The sequence below is a fragment of the Serratia sp. (in: enterobacteria) genome (assembly GCF_052400455.1).
Taxonomy (GTDB): domain Bacteria; phylum Pseudomonadota; class Gammaproteobacteria; order Enterobacterales; family Enterobacteriaceae; genus Serratia; species Serratia ureilytica.
This window is the reverse complement of sequence record NZ_CP185812.1, coordinates 4,976,881-4,992,153: the sequence shown is the minus strand read 5'-3', so window position 1 is coordinate 4,992,153 and position 15,273 is coordinate 4,976,881. Positions and strand designations below refer to the sequence as shown.

Annotated in this window: 14 protein-coding genes; 3 read left to right on the top strand and 11 right to left on the bottom strand. The window is 59.2% G+C overall.

Annotated elements, in window-relative coordinates; all coding sequences use genetic code 11:
• Window positions 1–2: 2 nt before the first annotated feature.
• Both ACORQT_RS23910 and waaA read right to left on the bottom strand, forming a co-directional pair.
• Entirely contained in the window at window positions 3–776 is a 774-nt protein-coding gene (locus tag ACORQT_RS23910; RefSeq protein ID WP_147881329.1) for a glycosyltransferase family 2 protein, read from the bottom strand.
• Window positions 777–2,054 (bottom strand): lipid IV(A) 3-deoxy-D-manno-octulosonic acid transferase, encoded by a 1,278-nt coding sequence (gene waaA, locus ACORQT_RS23905; protein WP_019452200.1) that lies wholly within the window; start codon window positions 2,052–2,054, stop codon window positions 777–779.
• 125 nt (window positions 2,055–2,179) lie between these two features.
• Here waaA and ACORQT_RS23900 point away from each other — a divergent pair, with 125 nt between their 5' ends.
• On the top strand, window positions 2,180–3,193 hold the full coding sequence (locus ACORQT_RS23900; RefSeq protein ID WP_033645185.1) for a glycosyltransferase family 9 protein: 1,014 nt from the start codon (window positions 2,180–2,182) through the stop codon (window positions 3,191–3,193).
• A gap of 44 nt (window positions 3,194–3,237) precedes the next feature.
• Here ACORQT_RS23900 and ACORQT_RS23895 read toward each other — a convergent pair whose 3' ends face one another.
• Genes ACORQT_RS23895 through rfaQ form a run of 3 tightly spaced genes read right to left on the bottom strand, consistent with a single transcriptional unit; the run spans window position 3,238 to window position 6,547 of the window.
• Window positions 3,238–4,338: a glycosyltransferase gene (locus tag ACORQT_RS23895; protein WP_033652254.1), complete on the bottom strand. Its 1,101-nt coding sequence runs from the start codon at window positions 4,336–4,338 to the stop codon at window positions 3,238–3,240.
• Window positions 4,339–4,340: 2 nt separating this feature from the next.
• A complete protein-coding gene (locus ACORQT_RS23890; protein ID WP_042785587.1) occupies window positions 4,341–5,468 on the bottom strand; it encodes a glycosyltransferase family 4 protein in 1,128 nt (375 codons plus the stop codon).
• Complete coding sequence (gene rfaQ, locus ACORQT_RS23885; RefSeq protein WP_164057640.1) at window positions 5,465–6,547, bottom strand: putative lipopolysaccharide heptosyltransferase III; 1,083 nt, start codon at window positions 6,545–6,547, stop codon at window positions 5,465–5,467. Before rfaQ ends, ACORQT_RS23890 begins: the two co-directional genes overlap by 4 nt.
• Before the next feature lie 210 nt (window positions 6,548–6,757).
• Between rfaQ and ACORQT_RS23880 the strand changes: the two genes are divergently transcribed.
• Window positions 6,758–7,714 (top strand): polysaccharide deacetylase family protein, encoded by a 957-nt coding sequence (locus tag ACORQT_RS23880; protein WP_033645189.1) that lies wholly within the window; start codon window positions 6,758–6,760, stop codon window positions 7,712–7,714.
• A gap of 8 nt (window positions 7,715–7,722) precedes the next feature.
• On the top strand, window positions 7,723–8,817 hold the full coding sequence (locus ACORQT_RS23875; protein WP_033652251.1) for a glycosyltransferase family 9 protein: 1,095 nt from the start codon (window positions 7,723–7,725) through the stop codon (window positions 8,815–8,817).
• 36 nt (window positions 8,818–8,853) lie between these two features.
• On the opposite strand, the gene ACORQT_RS23870 is transcribed toward ACORQT_RS23875, so the two are convergent.
• From ACORQT_RS23870 to rfaD, 6 genes are read right to left on the bottom strand one after another with little or no spacing between them, the layout of a single operon-like run.
• Window positions 8,854–9,834: a glycosyltransferase gene (locus tag ACORQT_RS23870; protein WP_164057641.1), complete on the bottom strand. Its 981-nt coding sequence runs from the start codon at window positions 9,832–9,834 to the stop codon at window positions 8,854–8,856.
• Entirely contained in the window at window positions 9,831–11,072 is a 1,242-nt protein-coding gene (locus tag ACORQT_RS23865) for an O-antigen ligase family protein (RefSeq protein ID WP_033652249.1), read from the bottom strand. Before ACORQT_RS23865 ends, ACORQT_RS23870 begins: the two co-directional genes overlap by 4 nt.
• A gap of 28 nt (window positions 11,073–11,100) precedes the next feature.
• Window positions 11,101–12,267 (bottom strand): glycosyltransferase, encoded by a 1,167-nt coding sequence (locus ACORQT_RS23860; RefSeq protein ID WP_046687970.1) that lies wholly within the window; start codon window positions 12,265–12,267, stop codon window positions 11,101–11,103.
• A complete protein-coding gene (gene rfaC / locus ACORQT_RS23855) occupies window positions 12,264–13,229 on the bottom strand; it encodes a lipopolysaccharide heptosyltransferase RfaC (RefSeq protein ID WP_089192407.1) in 966 nt (321 codons plus the stop codon). The genes ACORQT_RS23860 and rfaC overlap by 4 nt, the downstream gene beginning before the upstream one ends.
• A gap of 2 nt (window positions 13,230–13,231) precedes the next feature.
• Window positions 13,232–14,278 carry an ADP-heptose--LPS heptosyltransferase RfaF gene (rfaF, locus tag ACORQT_RS23850; RefSeq protein WP_033645195.1) on the bottom strand — a complete coding sequence of 349 codons (1,047 nt, stop codon included), beginning with the start codon at window positions 14,276–14,278 and terminating at the stop codon, window positions 13,232–13,234.
• A 22-nt stretch (window positions 14,279–14,300) separates the two neighbouring features.
• Complete coding sequence (gene rfaD, locus ACORQT_RS23845; RefSeq protein ID WP_033645196.1) at window positions 14,301–15,230, bottom strand: ADP-glyceromanno-heptose 6-epimerase; 930 nt, start codon at window positions 15,228–15,230, stop codon at window positions 14,301–14,303.
• Window positions 15,231–15,273: the final 43 nt, after the last annotated feature.

Here is a 15,273-nt window from a genome sequence, read left to right as displayed (position 1 = left end):
ATTCACTTCTCTGAGTAGTTGCGGCCCAATGCCCATAATGCGGCATATTTATTGAAGGTATATTGCGCGTTGACCACCGCTAACAGCAACCCCTGTTTACCGTCGAGGAAGCCGGCCCGCAGCAGCCAGGTTTTGACGAAGGCGCCGAGCGTGTGGGTCAGGATGGACAGATAGCCGCAACGCTTGCCGGCCCGGTGGCGCTGTGTGGCCCACTCTTCGGCATAGCGCAGCTGTTTGCGCTGAAAGGCGAAGAAGTCGCGGCAGGTCAGGTGCAGCATATCGCCGCTGAGGGGGATCACTTTGGCGTCGCCGATGTTCAGCGACTCGTGCACCAGATCGTCGTTATAGCGATAGCGTGAATTGGCGTACAGGCGGTTGACGCGGTCGGGATACCAGCCGCTGTGGCGCATGAAGCGGCCAAGGAACAGGTTGCGCCGCGCGCAGCTGTAAACGGCGCCGTCGTCCGGCGCGTTCAACACCCGCTCGATGGATTGCCGCAGTTCGGGGGTGACGCGTTCGTCGGCGTCGATCATCAATACGTAGTCATGGCTGGCGTAGCTTTGCGCCAGCTGGCGCTGCTTGCCGAATCCTTGCCAGTCGGTGTGCGTGAAGACGTTGGCGCCCAGACTTTCGGCGACGGCGACGCTGTCGTCCTCGCTGCCGGAGTCCAGCACGATGATTTCATCGGCCCAGGCGACAGAGCGCAGGCAGTCCGGCAACAGCCCGGCTTCGTTTTTGGCGATCATCACCACCGACAGGCTTTTGCGGCTGCTCATTCAGTGACTCCGGGGCGGCAGGTGCGGTTCCAGCAGCTGCAGCAGGCGCTGCAACGCTCCCTGATTCTGATACAACACTTCCACCGCATGGCGGCCGTAGTAACGGCGGTAGTCTTCGTCGGTCAACAGGGTTTCCACTTCCTTTACCAGCGAATCCACGTCGGTCACTGTGATCAGGCCTTCGGCCTGCGAAAGCTTGGCGCAGATGTCTTTAAAGTTGAAGGTGTGCGGGCCCATCAGCACCGGGATGGCGTGGGCGGCGGCTTCCAGCGGGTTATGCCCGCCACGTTCCACCAGGCTGCCGCCGACAAAGGCCAGATCGGCGATGCCGTACAACAGCATGAGTTCGCCCATGGTATCGCCGATCACCACCTGGGTGCTGCCGGACGGGATTTCGCCGCTGCTGCGCAGGGTGTAGCTGAAACCGGCCTTCTGTACCAGTTCCTTGGCGGTCGGGAAGCGTTCCGGGTGACGCGGCACCAGGATCAGCAGCAGGTCGGGGTGTTTTTCCAGCAGCTTGCGGTGCGCTTCGAGCAGGATGGTTTCTTCGCCTTCATGGGTGCTGGTGGCGATCCACACCGGGCGGCGCGGCGCCCATTGGCGGCGCAGCGTAACGGCGCGGGCGGCCAGTTCCGGGGTGACGGAGATATCGAATTTCAGGCTGCCGGTAACGGCCAGCTGCGAGCGTTTCAGGCCCAGTTCGATAAAACGATCGCCGTCTTCCTGGTTCTGTGCGGCGATCAGCGTAATGCGGCGCAGCATATCGCGCATGAATCCGCCAATTTTCTTATAGCCGGCGGCGGATCGCGCCGACAGGCGCGCATTGGCGATCACCAGGGGGATTTGCCGCTGATGCAGTGCGTTGATCAGGTTAGGCCATAGCTCGGTTTCCATGATGATCACCAGCTTGGGATTCACCTGGTCGAGGAAGCGGTTCATGGAACCGGGCAGATCGTAGGGCAGATAGACATGATGCACGTCTTTGCCGAAAGCGGACTGGACGCGTTCTGAACCTGTCGGGGTCATTGTGGTCACAGTTATCGGCAAAGCGGGGTAACGATGGCGCAGCGCCCGCACCAGCGGGATGGCAGCCAGCGTTTCGCCGACGGAGACGGAATGCAGCATAATGCCGCCCGGCACGACTTTCCCGGCGCAGAAGCCATAGCGTTCCGCCCAGCGTTTACGGTAGGCTGGAGCTTTGCGGCTGCGCAGCAGTAAGCGGAGCCAGATCAGGGGTTGGATGAGGTAGAGTAGTACCTGATATAAACGCAGCAACATTCTATCAATTTCATTTATATGGGTTATTCGGAATAGTACCATAACTGGAAGGGAAAGGCGCTAATTTGGTAACCTTGGGTGTCAGTTTCAGACAACCGGCGAGCGATTTCGCCGATAGGCTCGGAATGAAGAATATTTTAATTATTCGCCGCGACAACATCGGCGATCTTGTTTGCACCACGCCTCTGATTGAAGGGGTGAAAATTGCCTATCCAGACGCAAAAGTTTATCTGCTGATCAATAAAGTCAGCCAGGACGTTGTTAAAAACAACCCTCATCTCGAGAAAGTCTTTGTCTATAAAAAGGCCAAGCATAAGGCGAAAAATGAAACGACGTTGGGCGTTTATTTCGAACGTCTGATGATCTTCCTGAAGCTGCGCAAAATAAAGTTCGATGCGGTCATTCTGGCCAACCCGGTGCCTTGCAAATACAGCCTGCGTTTAGCGAAAATGGCCGGCGCCACCCATATCATCGGCGCCGATTTGGGCACGAAAGATATTCAGCGCCCGTTCCGCAAGGACGATTTCCGCGGTCTACATCAGGTCGAACACACCTACAGCTATTTATCGGCGATAACCGATCAAGCCATTCCGATCCCGCCGGTGCGGGTATTCCTGACGCCGGAAGAGCGGCAGCTGGCGGCGCAGCGGCTGCAGGAACGCCTGCCGTCGGTCGAACGGGTTTGCGCCGTGCATATCAGCAGCCGCAGCCCGAAAAGGCGCTGGCCGGTTGAACGCTATGCCGAAATCATCAACCGCCTGACCGCCGATCCCCGCACCGGCGTGCTGATCTTCTGGTCGCCGCAGGGCACGCTGGCGCCGGACGACATCGGCGATCAGCAGCGCGCAGAACAGCTGTTGGCGCTGTGCCAAAACGAACGCGTCGCGCTTTATCCGACGGCCTCGGTGCGCGAGCTGTTAGGCGGGTTCGATTTATGCGACCGGGTGCTGTGCAGCGACGGCGGGCAGATGCATCTTGCCGCCGCGCTGAATAAGGATATGGTGGTGTTCTTTGGCGATACCGATAAAACGTCCTGGCATCCATGGACCGGCCGTCATCATATTTTGCAGAGTGAGTCGGGGCACTGTGAAGATGTTTCTGTCGATGAGGTTTGGCAGAAAATGCAGGCGCTAAGCTAGCGAAGAAAATAAGGCAGGTATCACCTGCCTTATTTATTACTTTATTATTTTTCTTTCAGCTCAATATATTGACGGCAAATAGGCTCCAGCCCATAGCTCAGCAATTGCTGTTGATTTATCTGCGGCGGATTGGCGTAAATTTCCGCCATTTTTTCTGCCAGCGACGCTTCGTTTAATTCCGCCAACGCGTTAGCCATGCCGGCTTTTTCCAGAATTTCCGCAGGGCCGCCCGGACAGCGGGTGCTGACCACCGGCGTGCCGCACAACAGCGATTCTACCAGCACATTGCCAAACCCTTCGCTATCGGAGCTGAGCACCAACAGCGAGGCATGACGGATAAACGGATAGGGATTGGCCTGGAAGCCGAGGAACAGCACGCGCTCTGCGATACCCAAGTCTGCCGCCAGACGCTTGACCTCGGCGACGCGGGCGTCATCCCCGGTGCCGATCAAAGCCAGCGGCGCCTGAATGCCGGATTGCGCATAGGCTTTCAGCAGGCGGTCATGCCGCTTGGTGGCGTGAAAGCGACCGACGTGCACCAGATAGTCCTGACCGGCCAGTTCGCAAGGCGCCGCTGCCTGTTGCCGGATGGCGTCGATGTCGAACGGGTTATTGATGACCGCCAGCCGACGCGGGCGGATCGGCAAATTCTGCTGCAGATCGCCACCGACCGCCTGTGAAACGGCGACGATATTTCTCCCCTGGTAAACGTTGGCGATTTTACGTTGCTTGAGCCAGCGATCCAGGCCTTTGCGGTGGCCGAGGTAGGAGGTGGAGAGAATGCCGTGAATGCAGAACCACAGGCGATCCGAAGCCAGCCGCTTACTGCGGCTGACGATGCGATCGGTTTTGTGCAGGTTGGAGAACACCAGATCGAACGCGCCGTGTTGGCGCTCGTGTTCGGCTATCGCCCGATCCAGCGCGGCGGCGCGGCGCGACAGCTCGGTCAGCTTGCGCCAGGGGGCACGGCTGCGATCGGCCACCACCTGATAATCAATGCCTGACGGGATAGGGTAATTGCAGACGTCACGCAGCGAGATCAGACTGACGTCATGCCCCTGTTGCTGCATGCCCTGACACAGGGTCAGCACCACTTTTTCCGCGCCGCCTCCCGGCAGGCCATCGATGATCATCAGAATACGCATAGCTAATCCAGTAACCGGTTATAGAGGGAAATGAGCTGTTCGGAGAGATGCGCCGGCGTAGCCGTCATAATGCGCAATCTTGCCGCTTCGCCCATGGAGGATCCCAGCGCCTGGCGCGGCAGCGCCCGAATGGCTTCTGTGATGGCCGGCACGTCGAGCGCGTCGGTCACAAAGCCGTTCTGGCCCGGGGTGATAAACTCGGCGCCGCCGCAGGTGGTGCTGGTGACAACCGGCAGGCCGCAGGACATCGCTTCCAGAATCACATTCGGGAACGGATCGTACAGCGTCGGCAGCAGCAGCGCATCCGCGGCCTGATAGAACGGCAGAGTCTGCTTCTGCACGCCCATAAAGTGAATGCGATCGCCGCAGCCCAGCGACTGCGCCAGCGCCCGGTAACGCTTTTCGGCTTTGTCTTTACCGATCACCAAGAGGTGGCTGTCGGTCGCCGCCACGGCGCGGATGGCGGCGGCCAGCCCTTTGCGCTCGAAACCGGAGCCGACGAAGATCAGGCAGTGCGCCTGTTGCGGGATCTGATATTGTTCACGCAGGCGTCGGCGCTGGGCCTCGTCGGCGGGCGGGAACTTTTGATTGTCGATGGCGTTATAGATCACCGTGATTTTGTCGGCGGGCACGCCAAAGTCGGCGATGATTTCCCGTTTGATCATCTCGGCGTTGCAGATGACGGCTTTCAACTCCGGTGCGGCGTACATGGCGCGCTCAGCGCACATCACATAGCGATGATAACGGTTGGAAAACAGCCATTTGCGGCGCCACTCCGGCAGCAGCCGCGCGCGTTGCAGCAGCCAGCGGCGGTGTACGCCGTCGCCGGCGCGGTAGATATCGCAGCCGGGAATGCGCTCATGGCTTTGCACCAGATCGAAGCGCTCTTTCTGCCACAGCGCCCTGGCCGCCACGGCGAAGCCCCGTTCGCGGCTGATGCGGCCGAGTTTCAACGGGTTACACAGGTGAATATGCCAGTTTGGATTGGCGTCACCCTGCCATTCGCGAGTGATGACGTTCAGATCGAGATCCTGTTGCTCCAGCGCCTCCAGGGCGCGGGAAACGAAACGTTCGGCTCCGCCGTCCGGGCGGTATTTTTGGCGAACGATCGCCAAACGAAATGCTTTCATGCCAGCGTGCTCCGCGCGGCTGCAATCACCGCGTCTGTAGGAATGAGGTCGAGATACCGTTCATCGGTGCCGGTATCGATGGCGTCCGGGTCGGGCAGTTCGCCAAAGTCGCCGGCCCAGATCACGGCGCCGGTAGCCTGCCATGGCCGCCAGAAAGTCAGCTTGGAAGGGCCGAATAACGCCACGCACGGCGTTTGCAGCGCGGCGGCCATATGCATCGGCACCGAGTCCACGCCGATAAACAGCTTGGCGTGGTCAATCAGGGCGGCCAGTTGGCGCAGCGTCAGCTGGCCGGCCAACGAGATTACGCCCTGCGGCGGGCAGAGCGCCAAAATGCGCTCGACCATGGCTTTTTCTCTGGCGTCGGGGCCGGAGGTGATCACCAACTGGTGGCCGTCGGCCTGCAAGGCGGTGAGGGTGGCGGCCATTTTCTCTTCGCTCCAGCATTTGAAGAACCAGCGCGAGGTGGGCTGCACCACAATATAACTGCCGGCGACGCCCTGTTTCTGCAACAGTTGCTCACAGGTCTGCCAATCCTGCGGATCATAACTCATGGTGACATGCTCATTGAGCGCGGGCAGGTTCAGCGGCGCCAGCAACGAGAGATTTTGTTCGACGGTATGCAAGTGGACGTGATTGTCTACCGGCACCAGCTGCGTGTGGCAGTGGCGCCACAGGAAGCCGCGGCGTTTGGGGAAATCGAAGCCCAAACGGATGCGCGCGCCGGTCAGGCGCGTGATGATGGCGCTGCGCCACTGATCGGCCAGATTGACCACCAGATCGTAGCGCTGCGCCTTCAGGCGGCGCAGCAGCGCCAGCTCATGTCCGAGGTGAGCGCGGGCGCCCTGTTTTTTCCATTGGCGATCGATGGCGAACAGGGTCGACAGTTCCGGATTACTGGCCAGCATCTCCTGCGTTTCCTGATACAGCAGCACATCGATCCGGGCCTGCGGGTAGTTTTGTCGCAGGCTGCTGATGACCGGCGTGACCAGCAGCATATCGCCGTGGTGGCGCAATTTTATGATCAGAATACGCTGTACGGATGGGGCGGAAGTTAGGGCTGGCGCGTCGTTCATCATGAGTCGCTTTCTGGGAAACCAATCTTTGATTCTAAATGACCCGATCGCATGTGGCTACTGTTGCTCGGTTTTCTTGCCGAGCCGCAAAAAAATCGCCGGAGCAGGGACGAATGCGCTTCAACGTTGTCCAAACCAGGCAGCAAAGTCGTTTGCCCTGGCGAAACGGCCTGCGTAACATAGCGTATTCTGTTGATATCAGGTTCGATATTCATGACTAAACCGGCGTTTCTCATCACCATTGATACCGAAGGCGATAATCTGTGGCAAAACCACGATCGCATCGCGACCGAAAACACGCGTTTCTTGCCGCGCTTTCAGGCGCTGTGCGAGAAATATGCCTTCAAGCCGGTTTATCTCACCAACTATGAAATGGCGATGGATCCGGCTTACGTCGAGTTCGCGCGTGACGTGATCGCCCGCGGCGCCGGTGAAGTCGGCATGCATCTGCACGCCTGGAACAGCCCGCCGCTGACGCCGCTCACCGATGACGACTGGCGCCACAAGCCTTATTTGATCGAGTATCCCGCCGATCAGATACGCGCCAAAGTCGACCACATGACCAAACTGCTGGAGGACGCCTTCCAGACCAAAATGCTCAGCCATCGCGCCGGCCGTTGGGCGTTCAACGAATACTATGCCTCACTGCTGCTGGAATACGGCTATCAGGTGGATTGTTCGGTTACGCCGCGGGTCAACTGGCAGTTTTCGCCGGGCAACCCGCAGGGCAACGGCGGTACCGATTACAGCCGGTTCCCGTCGCAGGCCTATTTCATCGATCCGCAGAACATCGCCAAGCCGGGCGCTTCGTCGCTGCTGGAAGTGCCGATGAGCATCCAGTACAAGCATTCGGCGCTGATGAATGCGTTCAAGCAGGGCTATGATCGGCTGCGCGGCAAGCGGCGTTCGCCGTCCGTCAACTGGCTGCGGCCGAGTGGCGGCAACGTGGCCAAGATGATCAGTGTGGCCGAGACGTCGTTGGCGCAGGGGCATGACTACGTCGAGTTTATGCTGCACTCCTCCGAGTTTATGCCGGGCGGCAGCCCGACGTTCAAAACCGAGCAGGATATCGAAGTGCTGTACCGCGATCTGGAGCAGCTGTTTGACTGGCTGCAGCAGCGCACGGTGGGCATGACGCTGGCCGAGTATTATCAACTTAAAGCGAACTAAGCACGCACATGTCGAAGAAATGGAAAATTAAGGTTGCCGACTGGTTCTTGCGGCGCTATACGGCGAAGTACGGCCGTTTTCAGGACAAGGCGACGTTCGACGGCGCCCAGCAGTTTGACAATATCGTCATCTATTCCACCACGGCGTTGGGCGACTTCATGTTCAACACGCCGGCATTGAGGGCGATGAGGGAACGCTATCCCAACGCGCACATCACGCTGGTGGTGCACAAGAAAAACCGCGAGTTGGTGGAGAACGGCCGCTATTACGATCGCGTGGTGTATTGGGACAGCAAGATCAAGACGATACGCCCATTGCTGAAATCGCTGCGCGAACATCAGCCGGATTTGGCGCTGATCCTGCACTCTCATCTGCCTTATGACATCATCAGCGCCGTCATGGCGGGGGCAAAGTACATCATCAGGGATAACTACAGCTCGGGCATTTGCGGGCTGGAACCTTGGTTAACCAACTATATCTTCCATTATTACGGCCATTTCGTGCGCCGCAAACTGGAGCTGATTTCCATTTTGGGCTGCCGTAGCGACGATCCGACGATGGAAATTCCCGTGGACTATCAGCGCGGCGTCAAAAGCAGCGACCATCCCACCATCGGTTTTCAACTGGGGGCATCGACGGAGTCGCGTTGCTGGCCGGTGTCGCACTATGCGCGCCTGGCCGATGAGCTGGTGGCGAAGCACCCCAATGTGCGCATCGTGCTGATTGGCGCACCGCTTGACGACGGCAAGGCCCAGCAGTTTATGAGCCTGATCGGCCCGCAAACGCAGGCCTGCGTGGATAATCAGATCGGTAAAACGGGGCTGCAAGGCTTGCTGACGTTGCTCGACAGTTTCCATGTTCTGGTCACCGGCGACACCGGGCCGCTGCATCTGGCGGTGGCGTTGAAGGTGAAAACCATCAGCCTGTTCGTGACCGCCGATTCACGCTCCACCGGGCCGATTCAGGATCCTGAACTGCACCGCATCATTCAGGTGTCGCGCACCGGCTATACGATGCCGCTGGAGGCAGAAAGCCCGATGGGGGTCATTCAGCCGCAGCGGATTTATGACGAACTGGTCGCGCACGTGCCTTTAGCGCGCTAGAGGTGCGGCGACGCATCGGCCGCCAGGCCGATGCGGTTAGCGTGGGTTGCGCCCGCGCAGCTTCGAAAGAAAGGTATCCACTCGCGCATAGCGCATCTGGCGGACTTTTTTGCCCGGCACGTCGCTGTTGCGGCAGACAGCGGCGGCGCGGCGCAGAATTTGCAGCGTTGCCGGCGCGTAATGATAATAACCGTACACCGCCTTCGACATGCTTTTCACCTCGGAAAAGCAGTTGGCCAGCATCAGGGCGGCCAACCGGCGCAGCGGCTCATCCCCAGGATGCTGCGCCACAAAGCGCAGCATCTTCTCCATGGCGAACAGCAAATCTTCAATATCTTTGGGTTTGATATTGCGGGTGATGCCCTGGCTGTTATCCCGGTAGAAATAGAGTTCGCAGTCAAGATGGGCGATGCGGCGAGTTTTGAAATACTGAAAAGGCGTGAAAATCACGTCTTCATAACGCCTGCCGTCTTCGAACGTTTCCCCTGCCAGCAGCGTGCGCTTATATACCCGGCTCCAGAGATGCCACATCGAGCGTGCGAACAGCGGTTGCAGGCTGCCCAGCCCCAACGAGGAAAAGTCGTAGGCTGCGGGCTGTGTCGCGCGGTTCTCGGGTTTCGGCGGTTGTTCGGTGAACTTCTGATAATTAAAATCGATCAGGTCATATTCATCGGCGATCAGCAGGGGCCGCAGGATCGCCAGATAGTCGTCGCTCAGCAGATCGTCGCCGTCGAGAAAGGTGACGTAGCGCCCGGTGGCTAGCTGCAGGCCGACATTGCGGGCGTGCGCAATGCCGCCGTTGGCCTGTGAAATAAAAGCCACGTGCGGATGCTGCCGCTGCGCCAGATACCGGCTGACCAGCGCCCCTGACGCATCGGTAGAGCCATCGTCGATGATGACCACCTCAATCTCATCAGAAATCTGCGTAAATAACGAATCCAGCGCAGCGATGACAAACGCTTCGTTATTGTAAAACGGCACGATAACGCTGAGCAGCGGTGGCTGATGAGTTTTCACGCGGTCTGCTCCTGGGCGAAAGGCGGTTTCGCCACGGAGAGCACGGCGGCGATCAGCGCCAGACAGAATATGACGGTGCCTTCCGTGCTGAAGAAGATGACGTCGCTAAGACCGTAAACGAAGAGGCTGGCGCTCACGCTCAGCAGCAGCGCGTTGCGCTGCGGCCGGAATGAAGAGAAGAACAGGCCGATATACAGCGCCAGCAACAGCAACGCCCCCCAGACCCCCTTGAGCGAATAGGTCTCCAGCAGCTCGTTATGCAGATGCACGTTGATGTAAGGCATGACGCCAGACAGGTGCGGTTGCTGCGCAACGATGGCGCGGATCTCTTCACCGCGCTGCTCGGCGGATTGACCCCATGGGGCATCCGTTCCTGTACGCCATGCAATCACCTGCATCGATAGACGGGAAATGATGGAGTTATCTATCTCGGGTTTATCGATCAGTTGCATGTTGGTTTTGAAGTCGGCAATGCGTTGTTCAATCTGCGTCTTAAAGACGAATCCGCAGATGAGCAGCAACAACGGTACCGAGGAGACCAGCACAAACTTGTGTTTTCTGGATACCAGATGTTTGGTCGCCAGCAGCGACAGACAAACCGCCACCGGGTAAACCAGCATCGCCGCGCGCGTGCCGGTCAGCACCAGCGCGGAGAAGGAAAGCAGGAACGCCGCAATGTACAGCACCAGACGGTAGCGGGTGCGCAGCATCAGGATGGCTTGCATCATCACCAGATCGATGGCCGTCATCAGGTAGGCAACGACCGTGGCGCGATCGAAGTTGAGCTCCACACGAGGAATATCCAGCCGCAATCCTTGATAGAGGGAATAGCCGTTGACCGCCAAACCGGTAACGAGGGCCACGACGATCAGCAGGCGCTGCACGCACAGCCGTTCATTGAGCGCAATCAGCAAAATGAAAGCGGTCGCGAGCTGCAGTTTGCCGGTCGACATATAGGAACGATAAACATTGATATATTCGCCCGGCTGTTTGAAATGATGCATCCACAGGATGGTGCCCATGCCGACGCAGAACATCAGCGCGGGCAACAGCAGATTTTTAACGTTGCTGAAGTAGTAGCGCGGATACAGGCAAACGGCGATAAAGGCGATGTAGCTGGAAACGTAAAACAGATTGCGTCCGGTCGCGGAACCGAAAGGAATGGTGCAAAAAGCGATGGCACATCCCAGATAAATCAGATAACTGAAGGCAGGGTGCGGCGTTTTTTGTTTTAGCATCGGGCGTGTTTTCCGGCTCACGTGTTGATTAAACGATGAAGGATCGCAGCGTGTCGTCAAACTCAGCTTTGAACTGAGCATAGTTGAAATGTTCAGCAGGATAGCGCTGCGCGTTTCGGCTCAACGTCTGGTAGGTTTCGCCCGCCAGCAATGTCTCAACGGCATCCGCGCAGTCGATATGCGACAACAGCTTGGGCGACACCAGGCTGTCGGTTAACGGATCGTAGACTTCATGCGGGAAGTCGACCTCGATATCGGTGAGCTGCCGGTGTTGTTCGATGGTGACCGACGGAACCAGGCCAATGCCGCAGACGCCGTCTTTCACCGCTTCCGGCTGGCCGTCAACCTGCGGGAAGATGACCGGCACGCCGAAATAGAGTGATTCCATGCAGGACAAGCCGAACGGCTCGGTGATCGGTGTGCTCATGTAAATGTGCGTACGATTGAAGAAGCCGGCGACGTCATCCTGGTAACCGCTGAAGGTGACGCGATCGCCGAGCTGGAGCCGGGCCGCCAGCGTCTCGAACGCCGCGCGATCCGGCCCTTTGCCGGCCACTTCCAGCGTGACGTCATGCCCGCGTCGCAGCAGTTCCTGCATCATCAATAATGAAACGCTGATGCCTTTCAGGCTGACCAGACGCGAGGCGGTGCCGATTCTGATCGGCTGTGACAGCGTTTTCGGCGTGTTGTCGATCCCCGCCGGCGTCTTGATGCGGTTGATCACCACGTGGTTTGGGCAAGGCAGATTAAAGCGCAGCTCCATCACCCGTTTCGAGGCGTGTGAGGCGGAAATCACGCCGTCCAGCATGGCGAAGAAACGCAGCGTCTTTTGATTTTTCGGGTAGCGCCAGGAGCAGCCGTGATCGTAGTAAACCAGCTTGCCGCGCTTGGGTTTGGCCGCCAGCCCCGGCACCAGGTCCCAGACGATCACCACGTCGGCGTTGGCCCGCTCGATTTTCCACTTCAACAGAAATTTTCGCAGGAACTGCGGGCAGCGCAGCGGCAGCGCATTGATCAGGCGGTTGGCGAAGGTGACGGGTTGGTGCGCCGGCAACTGGCGGCGGATCTCCTCGCCGATGTCGCCGCTGATGCACAGGACCTGGTTGCTGCCGTCGGTGGTATCGTTGATGTACTGCAGGAACAGGCGCTCGACGCCGCCCATTTTACCCAGGTTGATAATGTGCAGTTTTTTCATGCTATAACCTTTTGCAACGCCTGCCATGCCGTATCGGCGTCGATTGTCGCCATGCTTTTTTCCGGCGAAATCAGCGAGTGCTGATTTTGCCCGTAGCCGCCGATCAGGCCGGGATCGGTCGGCCCAAACAGCGTGATGTTCGGTTTGTCGAGCGCGGCGGTCAAATGGCTGAGCCCGGTGTCGACCGAGACCACGCCCCTGGCGCCCGCCAGCACGTCAGCCACCTGCTGCAGGCTGAGCTTCGGCAGCACCTCGACATGTGGGAAACCTTCCGCCAACCGCAGCGCGCGCTGATGTTCATGCTCCGCCCCCCAGGGCAGTTTGATCTTCAGCCCGCTGTCGGCCGTCAGCGCGATCAGCTCGCGCCAGTTCTGCTCCGGCCAATGCTTGTCGTCGCGGGTCGTAGCGTGCAAAAACACCAGATATTGACCGGCATCGGCCGGCGGCTGGCTGAGAAAACGCGCGGCGATGGCATAGTCGCCGTAGCTGCCCGGTTTATCGTAGCCGAGGCTTTTGGCGAACAGCTCGCGCGTGCGTTCCACGGCGTGCTGCCGTTTGTCTATCTCATGGCGCACGTTGTAGAACCAGCTGGCGAACGGTTCGCGCGCGCTTTTGCAGTCCGGGCCATGTTTGTTGCCCTTGGCGACGCGCGTGATCAGCGCGGCGCTTTTCATCAGGCCCTGCGCGTCGATCACCACGTCGTAACGGCGTTCTTGCAGCGCGCGCTTGAAGTCGCAGCGCTGCTGTCGGGTGTCGCTGCCGAACCAGTTTTTGCGCCAGCGGCGAATGGCCACCGGGATCACGCGATCCACCGCCGGGTGCCAGGTGGGGATTTGGCTGAAACCTTCTTCCACTACCCAGTCGAAGCGGATATCGGAAATGGCCTGCAGCGCATCGGTCAGGGCGGGCAGCGTATGCAGCACGTCTCCCATCGAGGACGTTTTTACGATTAACACCTGCATGACTATTCCTCGCTGGCGACAAGCAACGGCGTCAGCGCATCCAACACTTGCTGCGGCTGAATATCGATCAAACTTTGGTGATACCCCTGTTCGGCATCGCCCTTACGCACCTTGTGGTAGCCGCTGATTAAGCGAATCACCCGCGCCTTGTCGGAGAGCGGCGGCGTGAAGTCGGGGCTGCTTGGGCCGTACAAGGCTATCAGCGGTTTGTTCAACGCTGCGGCAACGTGCATTAAACCGGAGTCGTTGCTGACCACCGCCCGGCAGGCCGCGATCAGGATCACCGCCTGCTCCAACTGGGTTTTTCCGGCCAGATTAAGGCAGAAATCGCGCGCGTCGTCCTGCAACGCGGCGCGGATCTGTTCGCCGGCCTCATGGTCTTTTGCCGAACCGAACAGCGCGATTTGATAGCCGCTCTCGATCAGCCGTTGAGCCAGCGCCGCGTAGTGATAGTGCGGCCAGCGCTTGGCGGGGCCGAACTCCGCGCCTGGGCAGAAGCCGACGATCGGGCGGCTGTCGGTCAGGTTGAAGGCCGAGGTGGTTTCGGCGATCTCTTCGTCGCTCACCCGCAGCTGCGGCCACAGCAGCGGCTGCGGCAGATCGTCGGCGCGCTGAACGCGGCCTTTGTCATAGGCCAGCGCCACATAGCGCTGCACCATCAGCGGGAAAGCCGCCTTGTCGAGCACGCGCACGTCGTTCAGCAGGCCGTAGCGCATTTCGCCCCGCCAGCCGGTGCGCTGCGGGATATCGGCGAAGAAAGGCACCAGCGCGGATTTGAACGAGTTGGGCAGAACGTAAGCGCGATCGTAACGGTTGGCGCGCAGAGCGCGCCCCAGGCGGCGGCGCTCGCCGAGCCCCAGCGCGCCGTGGCCCAGCGGCATCGCCAGCGCCTGATTGACTTCCGGCATGCGCGCCAGCAACGGGCGGCACCAGGCCGGCGCCATCACATCGATCTCCGCCGTCGGATATTCGGCCTTCAGGGTGCGATAGAGACTTTGCGACATCATCATGTCGCCAACCCAAGAAGGGCCGATAACCAGTATTTTCATACCCAGCGTTAATTCCTTCAGCTTATGCGGTGCGGTTCAACCAGGCCATGTACTCTTTCACGCCTTCGGCGACCGTTTTGAACGGTGCGTCGTAGCCGGCGGCGCGCAGCTTGGTCAGATCGGCCTGGGTGTACGCCTGATAGCGACCCTTCAGCTTCTCCGGGAACTCGATGTATTCCACCGCGCCTTGCTGATGGAAGTCCACCACCGCGTCAGCCACCGCCTGGAAGGTTTCCGCCCGGCCGGTGCCGCAGTTGAAGATGCCGGATTTGCCGGTTTCCCAGAACCACAGGTTGACCGCCGCCACGTCGCCGACGTAGATGAAGTCACGCTTGAAGTTTTCGCTGCCGGCGAACAGTTTCGGGTTTTCGCCGCGGTTGATCTGGGTGTTCAGGTGGAAGGCGACGCTGGCCATGCTGCCTTTGTGGCCTTCACGCGGGCCGTAAACGTTGAAGTAGCGGAAGCCGCAGATCTGCGAGTCCGCTTCCGGCAGGATCTCACGCACGTACTGATCGAACAGGAATTTGGAATAGCCGTACACGTTGAGCGGCGCTTCATACTGACGCTCTTCGATAAACTCTTCGCGGCCGCCGTAAGTGGCGGCGGAGGAGGCATACAGGAACGGAATCTCGCGATCCAGGCAGTAGTGCAGCAGGTCTTTGGAGTACTGATAGTTGTTGTCCATCATGTACTTGCCGTCCCACTCGGTGGTCGCAGAGCAGGCGCCTTCGTGGAACACCGCTTCGATCTCGCCCAGATCGTCGCCGGCCACGATGCTGGCGATAAAGTCTTCTTTATCGATATAGTCGGCGATGTCCAGATCGACCAGGTTGACGAACTTGGTGCCGTCTTTCAGGTTGTCCACCACCAGGATATCGCGATATCCCTTGTCGTTCAGTGCCTTAATGATGTTGCTGCCGATCATGCCGGCGCCGCCAGTAACGATAATCATTGGGTTACCCCTGCTAAGCTGCCTGGTGGGGCACAATGCCCCA

What these genes read in the sequence shown, in the direction of transcription:
- ACORQT_RS23910 (WP_147881329.1), bottom strand. Translation starts at nt 776, where the DNA reads ATGAGCAGCCGCAAAAGCCTGTCGGTGGTGATGATCGCCAAAAACGAA.
- waaA (WP_019452200.1), bottom strand. Translation starts at nt 2,054, where the DNA reads ATGTTGCTGCGTTTATATCAGGTACTACTCTACCTCATCCAACCCCTG.
- ACORQT_RS23900 (WP_033645185.1), top strand. Translation starts at nt 2,180, where the DNA reads ATGAAGAATATTTTAATTATTCGCCGCGACAACATCGGCGATCTTGTT.
- ACORQT_RS23895 (WP_033652254.1), bottom strand. Translation starts at nt 4,338, where the DNA reads ATGCGTATTCTGATGATCATCGATGGCCTGCCGGGAGGCGGCGCGGAA.
- ACORQT_RS23890 (WP_042785587.1), bottom strand. Translation starts at nt 5,468, where the DNA reads ATGAAAGCATTTCGTTTGGCGATCGTTCGCCAAAAATACCGCCCGGAC.
- rfaQ (WP_164057640.1), bottom strand. Translation starts at nt 6,547, where the DNA reads ATGATGAACGACGCGCCAGCCCTAACTTCCGCCCCATCCGTACAGCGT.
- ACORQT_RS23880 (WP_033645189.1), top strand. Translation starts at nt 6,758, where the DNA reads ATGACTAAACCGGCGTTTCTCATCACCATTGATACCGAAGGCGATAAT.
- ACORQT_RS23875 (WP_033652251.1), top strand. Translation starts at nt 7,723, where the DNA reads ATGTCGAAGAAATGGAAAATTAAGGTTGCCGACTGGTTCTTGCGGCGC.
- ACORQT_RS23865 (WP_033652249.1), bottom strand. Translation starts at nt 11,072, where the DNA reads ATGCTAAAACAAAAAACGCCGCACCCTGCCTTCAGTTATCTGATTTAT.
- ACORQT_RS23860 (WP_046687970.1), bottom strand. Translation starts at nt 12,267, where the DNA reads ATGAAAAAACTGCACATTATCAACCTGGGTAAAATGGGCGGCGTCGAG.
- rfaC (WP_089192407.1), bottom strand. Translation starts at nt 13,229, where the DNA reads ATGCAGGTGTTAATCGTAAAAACGTCCTCGATGGGAGACGTGCTGCAT.
- rfaF (WP_033645195.1), bottom strand. Translation starts at nt 14,278, where the DNA reads ATGAAAATACTGGTTATCGGCCCTTCTTGGGTTGGCGACATGATGATG.
- rfaD (WP_033645196.1), bottom strand. Translation starts at nt 15,230, where the DNA reads ATGATTATCGTTACTGGCGGCGCCGGCATGATCGGCAGCAACATCATT.